The following is a 12350-nucleotide window of genomic DNA, read 5'->3' on the forward strand; positions in this document are numbered from 1 at the left end:
GCACCAAAGACACCTGGATACTGGACGAGTAGAGAGATGCTGTCGCGTACCGCCGAAAACCTCTACTGGCTCGCCCGCTACGTCGAACGGGCCGAATATCTTGCGCGCACCATCGATGCGACGCTGCGCGTCACCGCGCTGCCGGCCGCCTATATCGGCAAGACCAATGAATGGGACTCGGCGTTGCTCACCGCCGGCGTCGCCGCAAGCTTCTACCGCCAATATGAGGAAGCCAACGAACACAACGTCGTCGAATTCCTCTCCTTCTCGCCGAACAATCCGTCCTCGATCAAGAACTGCATCGAGGCGGCGCGGTTGAACTCGCGTTCGGTGCGCACCGCGCTCACGAGCGAGATGTGGGACACCATCAACTCGTCCTGGATCGAATTGCAGGAGGTCTGGAGCAAGGGGACCTCCACACGCGAGGAATTGGCAAAGTTCCTGCGCTTCGTCCAGGAAACCTCGCTGCGCTTCGACGGTTCGGCCTACCGCACCATGCTGCGCAACGACGCCTACTGGTTCTCGCGGATGGGTGTGCATCTCGAGCGCGCCGACAACACCGCACGCATTCTCGACGTGAAGTATCACGTGCTGCTGCCCGAAGAGGAACATGTCGGCGGGCCCCTCGACTTCTACCAATGGAGCTCGATCCTGCGTTCGGTCTCGGCGCTGACGGCCTATCACTGGGTCTATCGCGAGACGCTGAAACCCTGGCTGATCGCGGATCTGCTCATCCTCAACGACACGCTGCCGCGATCGCTGGCGAGCTGCTATGGCAATCTCGTGCGCAATCTCGACCAGATCGGCGTCGCCTATGGCCGCCAGGGCCCGGCCCAGCGCCACGCCCGCGGCATCCGCAACCGGCTCGAACACTCCAACATGAACGACATTTTCCAGCATGGCGTGCATGAATTCATTCAGGAATTCATCTCCGACAATTCCAGGCTGGGCGAAATCATCACGAAGCAGTATTTGATCTGATACACGCCGTCATTCCGGGATGGTCCGAAGGACCAGACCCGGAATCTCGAGATTCCGGGTCTGGCTCTTCGTGCCGCCCCGGAATGACGCCAGAACAACGGTCCACCATGCGCCTGCGAATCCAGCACACCACGACCTATCGCTACGAGCCGCAGGCCACGAGCGTGATCCAGATCCTGCGCATGACGCCGTGCAGCCATGACGGGCAATATGTGGCGGAATGGCAGATCGACGTCTCGACCGACACCAAGCTCGACACCCATGAGGACGCGTTCGGCAACGTCACCCATGTGTTGTCCTGCGGACCCGTCGGCGACATCAAGATCACCGCCGAGGGTCTGATCGAGACCCACGACACCGGTGGCGTGCTGCGCGGTGCCGACGAGCGCTTTCCGGCCGGCATGTTCCTGCGCACGACCGAACTGACCGAGGTCAATCCGGCGATGGCGGCGGTGGCGCGCCAGTTGCGCAGCGAGGCCGAGAGCGACACGCTCGGCTTCCTGCACACGCTGATGACGCAGATCAGCGAGCACATGACGTTCGACGAGGACCCGACCAACAGCGGCACCTCGGCGGCAGAGGCGTTCACGCTCAAGCGCGGCGTCTGCCAGGACTACGCGCACATCTTCATCGCCTGCGCCCGCAGCGGCGGGGTTCCGGCGCGCTTCGTCTCCGGTCACTTTTTGCGCTCCGACGGCACGGTGCATCAGGATGCCGGCCACGCCTGGGCGGAGGCTTTTGTCGATGGTCTCGGCTGGGTCGGCTTCGATCCCGCCAATTGCATCTRCACCACCGACGCCCATGTCCGCGTCGCCATCGGGCTCGATTATCTCGGCGCAGCCCCCGTGCGCGGCACCCGCTATGGCGGCGGCGCGGAGACGCTGACGGTGACTGTCAAGGTCGAGCAGGCCGGCCGCGGCGGGCAATCGCAGTCACAGCGGCAGAGCTAGCCCAGCGAAATTACAGCCGTAATCGACAAGCGCCGCGCTGTAACCGCGCCGTAGCGCCGTCTGTTCAACTTCTGTTGCGGTCCGTTCCGCAACAGAGGTTGAGACAGATGCAGCTTCACGAAAACACCAAAAAACGTTCCGTGCCCCTGCGCGATCCCCACAAGGACATGCTTCTGGGCATCCAGGAGCTGGCTCCCGAGATAACGGCGCGCGCCGCCGAGATGGAAGCTGCGCGCCGCGTCCCGCCCGACCTGGTGGAACGATTGAGATCGATCGGACTGTTTCGGATGTTCGTCCCCCGGAGCCATGGCGGGCTGGAGCTCGATCTTCCGGCCGGGCTGGAGGTGATCAAGGCGCTGACCCGTCTCGACGGCTCGATCGGCTGGATCTCGATCGTCGGCGGGGTCGGCAGCCTTTTTGCCGCCGCTGCACGCCCTGAATTGTACCAGCAAATTTATCAGGACGGGCCTGATGTGGCGATCTGCGGCTCGTCCCAGCCGGGTGGAACGGCTGAGCGTGTAGGCGACGGCTATCGCGTCAAGGGCCGCTGGCCCTTCGCCAGCAGCTGTACCCACGCCGAATGGATGGGCGGCTTCTGCATCGTTACCGACAACGGGAGACCAATCCCTGGTCCGCATGGCAAGCCGCTGGTTCGCATCGTTGTGATGCCGGCGCGTGACTGGGACATCGAGGATACCTGGCACGCGGCCGGGCTTAAGGGCACGGGCAGCCATCACATCACGCTGCGGGAGCGGCTTGTTCCCGAGACCCATGTCTTCGATCTCGAAGCTCCCCCTCGCATGTCGGGCCCGCTCTATGAGGCGTTACGGCAATGGCTGCCATTGCTTCACGGCACATTCTCGGTGGGCATGGCCGAGGGCACCGTCGATGACCTGCTCGCACTGGCTCACACCGGGAGGCAGCAATTATATGCGGCCACCCCGATGCGGGAGTCCGAGATCTTCCAGTTCGAGGTCGGCCGGATTTCAGCCAACCTCGCGGCCGCGCAGGCATTTCAAGAGGCCCAGGTCGCCAGCCACTGGCGTCACGCGCTGGCCGGCACGCTGAGAGACGAAGACCTCATGATCGAGGGCGCGAGATCCGCGGTCTGGCTCGCCACGACCTGCGTCGGCATCGCGGATGCCTGCTTTGCGCTGGCCGGCAGCAGCGCGGTCTATGACAGCTCGCCGCTGCAGCGGCGTCTGCGCGACCTTCACGTCGGGGCGCAGCACGCCCATGCGCAGCAGCGGCAATATGTCGACGTCGGCAAGCTGGCCTTGCGTCGTTCGGCCGGACATGCCGGCTGAGTGCTCGAGCCGTGCTACACTCGCGGGATCAGACCTGACCCCGCGAGGTACCCCATGGCGACCGTAAAGCTGCTTTCGGACGATGAACTCTCCAGCGAGGCGCGCGCCGTTTTCGACGATATCCGCAAGGTGCGGCAGTCGGATTTCGTCAACAATTTCTGGCGCGCGCTGGCGCATGATCCGAAGACGCTGCGGCGGACCTGGGAGAGCATCAAGGAGGTGATGGCTCCGGGGGCGCTCGATCCCAAGATCAAGGAAATGCTCTATGTCGCGGTTTCGGTGGCGCATGGCTGCAGCTACTGCATCCATTCGCACACCGCCAGCGCACGGGCCAAGGGCATGACCGAGGCCGAATATCGCGAGATGCTCGCCATCGTCGGCATGGCCGCGGAGACCAACCGCCTGGTCACAGCGCTCGGCGTCCCCGTCGACGAGGCGTTTCTCGTCGACGCCCCGGAATGACGGCCTCACCCTGGGAATTGGGGTTGGAGCGGCCCCTGAAATTGGCTAGTAATTCCGCGCAAACGCTCGCGTTCGGGGATGGGAAATGACCTATTGTTGCGGAATCCTGGTTCGGGACGGTCTGGTGATGATCGCCGACACCCGCACCAATGCCGGCCTCGACAACGTCTCGACCTTCCGCAAGCTCCACATCTTCTCCAAGCCCGGCGACCGCATCATGGCGATCGCCAGCGCCGGCAACCTCGCCATCAGCCAGTCGGTGCTGTCCACGCTGACCGAAGGCCTGGAAGACCCCACCACGGGCGACATCGAGACGCTGATGAACGCGCCGACCATGTTCCAGGCCGCGCAGCGCATCGGGCGGGCGATCCGGGCGGTGCACGCGACCGAAGGCCCGGCGCTGAAATCCGAGGACGTCTCGTTCGACGTCTCCTTCCTGTTCGGCGGCCAGATCAAGGGCGCGCGGATGCGCCTGTTCATGGTCTACACGGCAGGCAATTTCATCGAATGCACCACCGACACGCCCTATTTGCAGATCGGCGAGCACAAATACGGCAAGCCGGTGCTCGACCGCGCCATGCATTACGACGTCGAGCTCTACGAGGCGCTGAAGACCGGCCTGATCTCGATGGATTCGACCATGCGCTCGAATCTCGGCGTCGGCCTGCCGATCGACGTGCTGGTGGTGCGGGCGGACGCGTACGATGCCGACCTCAACCACCGCATCGAGGCGGGCGAGCCCTATTTCCACGATCTGCGCTCGCGCTGGTCGGCGGCGCTGCGCGCGGCACACCAGAACATCCCGCGGCCGCCCTACAAGAACGAAAAAGAACCCAAAACCTGACAACTTAAGAGAAAAGGCAGGAAACGATGAGTGAAGCAAAGAAGATCGCAGTGGTGACGGGCGCCGGCACTGGTGTCGGGCGCGCGGCCTCGCTGGCGCTGATGAACACCGGCTTCACCGTGGTGCTGGTCGGGCGCCGGCTCGACATGCTCGAGGAGACCGCGAAGCTCGGTCCCGCCGGCAAGAGCCTTTGTGTCACCGCCGACATGACCAAACCGGACTCCATTGCCGCGCTGTTCGACAAGGTGAAGGCGACCTACGGCCGGCTCGACGTGCTCTTCAACAATGCCGGCATGGGCGCCCCGCCGGTGAATTTCGAGGATTTGAGCCTCGACCAGTGGCAGGCGGTGGTGAACACCAACCTCACCGGCCCGTTCCTGTGCACCCAGCACGCCTTTCGCATCATGAAGGACCAGACCCCGCGCGGCGGCCGCATCATCAACAACGGCTCGATCTCGGCGCATGCGCCGCGGCCGTTCTCCGCGGCCTACACCTCGACCAAGCACGCCATCACGGGCCTGACCAAGGCCTCCAACCTCGACGGCCGCATGTACGACATCGCGGTCGGCCAGGTCGACATCGGCAATGCCGCGACCCCGATGACCGACCGCATGGTCGCCGGGCCCGGCGTGATGCAGCCCGACGGCACCATGAAGCACGAGCCGCGCATGGACGCGAAGGCGGTCGGTGATGCCGTGGCCTACATGGCCGGCCTGCCGCTCGACGCCAACGTGCTGTTCATGACGGTGATGGCGAGCAAGATGCCGTTCGTCGGACGGGGCTAAACTAAAAAAACTGACAAACAACCCCATGCACAGTAGGCGTCAAGGAGCGCCAGCAGGCGGTCAGCCGCGGGGGGTGACGTGAGCTAAGGTCCCGCGCTGCTTCAACAATCGACATTGCGAGCGCAGCGAAGCAATCCAGATTGTCTCTGCGGCATGATTCTGGATTGCTTCGTCGCAAGAGCTCCTCGCAATGACGGTGGAGAGAGGGTTGGGGTGAGGGGCCATCTCGGCATAAGCGGTTGCATTTGGACTCGCGGAGAGTCCCTCTCACCCGCCACGCTGCGGACGACGCTCCGCATCGCTCGGCGCGTGTCGGCCTCTCCCCGCACGCGGGGAGAGGCGAAGAAGGCCCCTACTCCAAGCTCTCCACCTGCCGCAGGCTCGGAAACAGCTTCATCCAGAGCAGCGCCACCGCGACGGTGCAGACGCCGCCGAGCACGGCGGCCGGCATTGCGCCGAGCAGTGCAGCCGCGACCCCGCTTTCGAACTGGCCGAGCTGGTTCGAGGCGTTGATGAAGAGGAAATTCACCGCACCGACGCGGCCGCGCATCTCGTCGGGCGTTGAGAGCTGCACCAGCGAGAAGCGGATCACGACGCTGATCGTGTCGGCCGCGCCGAGGATGGCGAGCGCAAGCACCGACAGCCACATCCAGGACGACAGCGCGAACACGACCGTGGCAATTCCGAACACGATCACGGCCTGGAACATGCGCAGGCCGACATGCCGCGAGATGGCGTGCCGCGCCAACACCATGGTCATCAGCAGCGCGCCGACCGCCGGCGCGGCACGCAGCACGCCGAGCCCCATTGGGCCGGTCTGGAGGATGTCGCGGGCGTAGATCGGCAACAGCGCGGTGACGCCGCCGAACAGCACCGCGAACAGATCGAGCGAGATGGTGCCGAGGATCGCCGGGTTGCTGCGGATGAAGCGGACGCCGGCATAGATATTGTCGGCGTCCGCCATGTCCCTGGCGACGGCCTGCGGGCGCGGCCGGATGAAGCCGGTCAGGATCATCCCGAGAATCCAGAACAGCACCATCACGGCATAAGCGAGATGCGGCGCGATCGCATAGGCGAAGCCGCCGAGCGCCGGCCCCGTGATGGTCGCGACCTGTGCCGCGCCGCTCGAGACCGCCGTCGCGCGCTGGAGCGATCCCTGCGGCGCGATCAGCGGCAGCAGCGCCGCCGTGGTCGGGCTCTCGAAGGCGCCGGCAATGCCGAGCACGAAGGTCGCGACGAAGATCTGAACCTCGCCGACCGCGCCCAGATAAGTGGTGACGGCGAGATAGAGCGCGGTTGCGGCATTCACGAGCTGGCAGAGCTGGACCACGCGCTTGCGCTCGTAGCGGTCGGCGGCATGGCCGGCGACGAACACGAGAAGCGCGGTGGGCAGGAACTGCACGAGGCCGACCATGCCGAGGTCGAAGGCCGAGCCGGTGAGATCGTAGATCTGCCAGCCGATCGCGACCGCCGCGATCTGGCTGGAAAAGCGCGACAGGCTGCGCGAGAGCAGGAAAAACAGGAAGGCGCGGTGGGCGAGGAGCGCGCGGGCGCTGACCGGCTGATTCGCTGATATCGGCTGCGCTGGCATTGCCTCTTCGGTCACGCTCGGACTACCCGGCCCCTGATGTCGACCTGCCCCGCGTGGCTGACGCGGACCTGCTTGTCAACAGCGGGGCGCTTCCCGGCTCTTCCGGCATTGCGTTTGCAACGCACGCGCGGCCATAATCATTGAGGGTTTGGGGACATCATGCTGCGGCTGCAATCTGCACTCGGCGTTTTCGCATTGCTGCTGATCGCCTACGCGCTGGCAGAGAATCGCCGCGCGGTCTCGGCGCGCCAGGCGGCGATCGGCCTCGTCGTGACCTTTGTCACCGCGATCGTCCTGATCAAGCTGCCCGTCGTCGCGCACGCCTTCGGCGCCATCAACGAGGCGGTCGGTGCGATCTCGGCGGCCTCGCGTGCCGGCTCCTCCTTCGTGTTCGGCTATATCGGCGGCGGTCCCCTGCCCTTCGACCTGAAGGCGCCGGGCGCCGACTTCATCCTGGCGTTCCAGGCGCTGCCGATCGTGCTGGTGATGAGCGTGCTGACGACGCTGCTGTTCTATTGGCGGGTGCTGCCGCCGATCGTGCGCGGCATGGCCTGGGTGCTCGAACGCACCTTGGGCGTCGGCGGCGCGGTCGGGCTGTCGACCGCCGCCAACATCTTTCTCGGCATGGTCGAGGCGCCGCTGTTCGTGCGGCCGTATCTTGCGCAGATGACACGCAGCGAATTGTTTCTGGTGATGACCGGCGGCATGGCCGGCATCGCCGGCACGGTGCTGGTGCTCTACGCGACGCTGTTGGCGCCGCTCATTCCAGATGCGGCCGCGCATTTCGTCATCGCCTCCGTGCTGGGTGCGCCGGCCGCGATCCTCGTCAGCCTGATCATGGTGCCCGAAACCAGCGACAAGCGCACCGGCGGCGCGCTGGAGGATCCCGAGATGGAGGTGTCCGGCACGATGGATGCGATCGTGAAGGGGACGAGCGCGGGGATCGAGCTGCTGATCAACATCGTCGCCATGCTGCTGGTGCTGGTGGCGCTGGTCTATCTCGTCAATGCCATCCTCGGCCTGCTGCCGAACATTGGTGGCGCTGCGATCTCATTGCAGCGCCTGCTTGGGCTGGTGATGGCGCCGGTGTGCTGGCTGATGGGACTGCCCTGGGATCAGGCGGTCACGGCGGGCAGCCTGATGGGGACCAAGACGGTACTCAACGAATTGATCGCCTATGTCGATCTGTCAAAACTGTCGCCGGAGGCGCTCGATCCGCGCTCGCGCCTGATCATGCTCTATGCGATGTGCGGCTTCGCCAATTTCGCCAGCCTCGGCATCATGATCGGCGGCTTAGGTGTAATGGCGCCGGAGCGACGCGCGGAGATCAACGCGCTCGGGCTGAAGTCGATCGTGTCGGGCACGCTGACGACGTGCTTGATGGGGGCGATCGTGGGGGTGTTGAGTTAGCACCGAACTCGTAGCCCGGATGGAGCTCCGCGCAATCCGGGAAAGCATGCCCGTTGCAGGTAGTGGCCCCGGATTACGCTTCGCTCCATCCGGGMTACAAACGGACTCTCGTCATTCCGGGGCGCCGCGAAGCGGCGAGCCCGGAATGACAAAGAGTTACGCCTTCAACTCCACCGTCTTGAACTCCGCCGGTAAAATCACTTCCAGCAATTCGACGTCGTCGGAGTAGTCGAGGATCATGTGCTTGATCTTCGGCGGCTGGGTCCAGGCGCTGCCTTGCTTCATCAGCGTCTCGCCCTCGCCCTCCATGTAGGTCTTCACCCAGCCCTTGAGGACATAGACCATCTGGAATTCGACGTCGTGGAAGTGAAGTTTTGAGACTTCTGCGGGATTGCAGGGGCCCTGCAGCCGGATCACGTGTGCTTGCGCGAGGCCGTGGCTTGCTTCGGCGATACCGAGGTCGCGGTACTTCGCGTAGGCGCGCAGGCCATCGGCCTTGAAGTCTTCCTCGCGGTGATGGCTGATCGCGATGCGCTGCTTCGGACGTACGGGCTTCTTCGGAGAGACGGTGCGCGCCTTCGCCTTGACCGCCTTGCGCGCCGAGGATCGCGCCGCCGCCTTGGTGCCACTCCGCTTCTTCACCGCGGTCTTCGTTGCGGGTCTTGATGCCTTTTGCCTGGCCATTGTCTGCCTCCCTGATCTGAGCCGCACCCGCCGGACGGGTACAACCCGAAGGCAGACTATCCAGTCCTGGACGAGGCAGCAATCGCGGGTTCGGGCTGGTCACGCGACGACCCGTCGTTCGTAGCTTGCCCGAAGCTGTCGTCGCGAACGGTCGTGGTCTCGTATTCGTTCCCTCGCCGATCTAATCTCGCAGGGAGATTCTGGGGGACTTGATTCATGAGCAACAGCGTAGGTCAGCGTGCATTTCAAAATGCCCGGCTTCGGAAACGGCAGGAAGCCGACGTGCTGCCATTGCTCGGGAACGCCCTCCAATTGCACAAGAAGGGGCTTCTCCGCGAGGCCCAGGCGGCCTATCGCCAACTCCTGCAGCTCGCGCCCAACCAATTCATCGCGCTGCACATGCTCGGCGTTCTGGAGTCCGACGCCAAGAACTATCAGCAGGCCGAGCTTCTCCTGAGCCGGGCGGTTGCCGTGGATCCGCGATCTGCCGATGCTCACATGACTCTGGGCGTCGCACTGAACGGGCTACGACGTCACGATGAAGCCTGCGAGAGCTATCGAAGGGCCCTCGCCTTGCGCCCCAACTACGCCCTAGCCCTGTCCAATCTCGGTAACGCGAGCGTGACCCTCGATCTTCGGGAAGCGCTCGCGTGCTACGACAAGGCGCTCGCAATTGACGGAAACCTTGCCGAAGCCCACAACGGCCGGGGTTGGGTGCTCTGCCGTCTGCGCAATTATGACGAGGCCCTCGCAAGCTTGAACCGCGCGCTATCGATCAAGCCTGACTATGCCTCGGCCCTGGCGAACCGCGCCGTCGTATTGCAGGAGCTTCTGCGATTTGACGAAGCCATGGCGGATTGCAATCGGGCAGTCGCCCTGGCACCCGACGACGCGAACGGGTGGCTCTGGCGGGCCAGCGTCTGGCTCCATCTCCAGCAAATGGCCGAAGCATTGCCCGATTGCGAGAAGGCCCTCGCGATCGATCCCGAATCCGCTCAAGCTCACCTGGTGCTGGGCCTTTGTCTCGCCGGACTTGGCCGGGTCGACGAAGCCCTGGCCAGTTTCGACAGGGCTCTTGCCATCACGCCTGACTTGCCGAGCGCGATCTCCAACAAGATCTTCGCCCTCGATTTCTTGGCCGATGCCAGCGTCGAGCAGCATCAGCTAGCGCGGCAAGCATGGTGGGAGCAGATCGGCGCGAAAGTCGCTTCAGAAGCGGCGAGTCCGCACGACAACAGCCGCGATCCGGATCGCCCTCTGGTGCTGGGCTATGTCTCGGCGGACTTCAACGCGCATTCGGCCGCGTTCATCTTCAAGCCGGTCCTGCAATACCGTGACCGGGAACAGTTCGAGATCGTGTGCTACTCTTGCTCGTCGAAAGCGGATGCGGCGACCGACGAATTTCACAAGATCGCCGATCGATGGCGCGACGCCTCGCAATGGAGCGACGATCGCCTCGCCGATCAGATCCGCGCCGATGGCGTCGATATCCTGATCGATCTGTCCGGCCATACCAAAGGAAACCGCCTCGGCGTGTTTGCGCTCAAGCCGGCGCCGATCCAGGTGCATGGCTGGGGCCACGGTACCGGCACCGGTCTGCCAACGATCGATTATCTGTTCTCGGACCCGGTCGCGATTCCTGCCGAGGTTCGGCATCTGTTTGCGGAAACCGTTGTCGATCTGCCGTGCTTTGTCACGCTGGAGCCGCTGCCGCTCGAGCTTGCGCGGGCGTCGACGCCGGCGGCCTCGAACGGCTTCGTCACATTCGGTGTGTTCAACCGCATCAGCAAGATTTCGGACCAGGCCGCGCGGACCTGGTCCAGGATTCTCGAGCGAGTGCCGGGGTCACGGCTGCTGATCAAGGATGTTGCGCTGGACGATCAACTGGTCCGCGACAATCTGCTGGCACGGCTTGCAACTTGCGGAGTGCCCGCCGAACGCGTCGATCTGCTCGGAACCACCTTGCGAATCGATCATCTGACATCATTCCATCGCGTCGATATTGCCCTCGACCCGTTCCCGCAGAACGGCGGCGTCAGCACGTTGGAAGCGTTGCAGATGGGCGTGCCCGTGGTGGCGAAGCTCGGGAACACTCTGCCCAGCCGTGCCGGCGGCTCCATCCTCACTGCGCTTGGCCTGCCCGACTGGGTTACGGACAGCGAGGAGGCATATGTCGACATCGCGGTGAGCCGCGCGGCGCAGATCGGCGACCTCGACAAATTGCGCCGCGAGCTGCCCGGGCAGGTCAGGGCTGCGCCCGCCTGCAACCCGGTCGCCTACGCGCAAGCGGTGGACGAGGCCTATCGCGCGATGTGGCAACGCTATTGCAGCAGCGACGCCTGATCGCTGCGTCAATGCAGCCTGAACACGCCGTCGACCGCACGTAGCTCGGCGGGCTTGATCAGCTTGGAATGCGCGACGGTGACCGAGAACAAGGGACCGTCGAGCTTCTCCTGCCAGAACGCCAGGAAATCCTTCAGCACCGGGAATTTCGGGAACAGATCGTAGTTCTGCCAGACGTAGGTCTGAAGCAGCGAGGGATGATCCGGCATCCGATAGAGAATTTGCGCCGTCGTCAGCCCGTAACCCAGCACCTGTTTCCGGAAGTCGTCGGAAACAACCCCAACCCGCGAGACCATGCCAACCTCCTTTGCAGGAGCGCATATTCAGGGGGTGGCTTTCCGGTACGCTGCTTACGAGCCACCCGGTGGAGATGCGCTCACATGAGAGAAATGTGACGCAAACTGATAACCCATCTCAAGCCCAAAAGTTTAACAAGCTGTTGAAATTCAATGCGTTAGCAGCAGACGCGGCTCCGTGCTAATACGGTCCCCGAGGCCGGTTAAGGATGGTAAAGGAAACTGGCAAACGACGCTTCCGAGTGCTTATTTTTCTGCTAGAAGCCCTTGCTCCCGCAAAAATCCTGGCTTATCTGAGCTTCACCCGCATTGGCACTCGCGGGCATCGATTGCTAACACCCTCAAAACATCAATCCGAGCAAATGCTTAGGAGGACTGCATGAAATTCCGTCCGCTTCACGACCGCGTCGTGGTCAAGCGCATTGACGCAGAAGAGAAGACCGCTGGCGGCATCATCATTCCCGACACTGCCAAGGAAAAGCCCTCCCAGGGCGAAATCGTCGCCGTCGGCCCTGGTGGCCGCGACGAAGCCGGGAAGCTGATCCCGATCGACCTGAAGGTCGGCGACCGCGTGCTGTTCGGCAAGTGGTCCGGCACCGAGGTCAAGATCGACAACGTCGATCTGCTGATCATGAAGGAAAGCGACATCATGGGCGTCCTCGACGTCCCCGCTTCCAAGAAGAAGGCGGCCTAAGAG

12 protein-coding genes are annotated in these 12350 nt (G+C 63.8%); 9 read left to right on the forward strand and 3 right to left on the reverse strand.

All coding sequences use genetic code 11. The features are described 5' to 3' along the window. Positions 1–36: 36 nt before the first annotated feature. The 6 genes from ACXJL8_RS19170 (at position 37) to ACXJL8_RS19195 (ending at position 5329) form a co-directional block, all read left to right on the forward strand. The gene (locus ACXJL8_RS19170) at positions 37–981 is read left to right on the forward strand and encodes an alpha-E domain-containing protein (RefSeq protein WP_456618278.1); all 945 of its coding nucleotides are present in this window, start codon (positions 37–39) and stop codon (positions 979–981) included. A 107-nt stretch (positions 982–1088) separates the two neighbouring features. Next, positions 1089–1931 carry a transglutaminase family protein gene (locus ACXJL8_RS19175; RefSeq protein ID WP_456685411.1) on the forward strand — a complete coding sequence of 281 codons (843 nt, stop codon included), beginning with the start codon at positions 1089–1091 and terminating at the stop codon, positions 1929–1931. 107 nt (positions 1932–2038) lie between these two features. Further along, positions 2039–3238, forward strand: coding sequence for an acyl-CoA dehydrogenase family protein (locus ACXJL8_RS19180; protein ID WP_456685412.1), 1200 nt, complete (start codon positions 2039–2041; stop codon positions 3236–3238). A 54-nt stretch (positions 3239–3292) separates the two neighbouring features. Further along, on the forward strand, positions 3293–3700 hold the full coding sequence (locus ACXJL8_RS19185) for a carboxymuconolactone decarboxylase family protein (protein ID WP_456618281.1): 408 nt from the start codon (positions 3293–3295) through the stop codon (positions 3698–3700). An 85-nt stretch (positions 3701–3785) separates the two neighbouring features. Further along, the gene (locus ACXJL8_RS19190; protein WP_456618282.1) at positions 3786–4544 is read left to right on the forward strand and encodes a peptidase; all 759 of its coding nucleotides are present in this window, start codon (positions 3786–3788) and stop codon (positions 4542–4544) included. A 26-nt stretch (positions 4545–4570) separates the two neighbouring features. Continuing rightward, positions 4571–5329, forward strand: a complete 759-nt coding sequence (locus ACXJL8_RS19195; protein WP_456618283.1) for an SDR family oxidoreductase — start codon at positions 4571–4573, stop codon at positions 5327–5329. A 352-nt stretch (positions 5330–5681) separates the two neighbouring features. Here the strand turns inward: ACXJL8_RS19195 and ACXJL8_RS19200 are convergent, their stop codons facing one another. Continuing rightward, the gene (locus ACXJL8_RS19200) at positions 5682–6920 is read right to left on the reverse strand and encodes an MFS transporter (RefSeq protein ID WP_456618284.1); all 1239 of its coding nucleotides are present in this window, start codon (positions 6918–6920) and stop codon (positions 5682–5684) included. Between the two features lie 159 nt (positions 6921–7079). On the opposite strand from ACXJL8_RS19200, the gene ACXJL8_RS19205 reads away from it, so the two are divergent. Then, a complete protein-coding gene (locus ACXJL8_RS19205) occupies positions 7080–8330 on the forward strand; it encodes a NupC/NupG family nucleoside CNT transporter (protein WP_456618285.1) in 1251 nt (416 codons plus the stop codon). Between the two features lie 156 nt (positions 8331–8486). Here ACXJL8_RS19205 and ACXJL8_RS19210 read toward each other — a convergent pair whose 3' ends face one another. After that, entirely contained in the window at positions 8487–9014 is a 528-nt protein-coding gene (locus ACXJL8_RS19210; protein WP_456618286.1) for a cupin domain-containing protein, read from the reverse strand. A gap of 216 nt (positions 9015–9230) precedes the next feature. Here ACXJL8_RS19210 and ACXJL8_RS19215 point away from each other — a divergent pair, with 216 nt between their 5' ends. Further along, positions 9231–11357: an O-linked N-acetylglucosamine transferase, SPINDLY family protein gene (locus ACXJL8_RS19215; protein WP_456618287.1), complete on the forward strand. Its 2127-nt coding sequence runs from the start codon at positions 9231–9233 to the stop codon at positions 11355–11357. A gap of 8 nt (positions 11358–11365) precedes the next feature. Here ACXJL8_RS19215 and ACXJL8_RS19220 read toward each other — a convergent pair whose 3' ends face one another. Continuing rightward, on the reverse strand, positions 11366–11653 hold the full coding sequence (locus tag ACXJL8_RS19220) for an usg protein (RefSeq protein ID WP_456618288.1): 288 nt from the start codon (positions 11651–11653) through the stop codon (positions 11366–11368). A gap of 379 nt (positions 11654–12032) precedes the next feature. On the opposite strand from ACXJL8_RS19220, the gene ACXJL8_RS19225 reads away from it, so the two are divergent. Continuing rightward, complete coding sequence (locus ACXJL8_RS19225; RefSeq protein ID WP_027518760.1) at positions 12033–12347, forward strand: co-chaperone GroES; 315 nt, start codon at positions 12033–12035, stop codon at positions 12345–12347. Positions 12348–12350 lie beyond the last annotated feature (3 nt).

It is taken from the genome of Bradyrhizobium sp. P5_C11_2, from assembly GCF_054049755.1.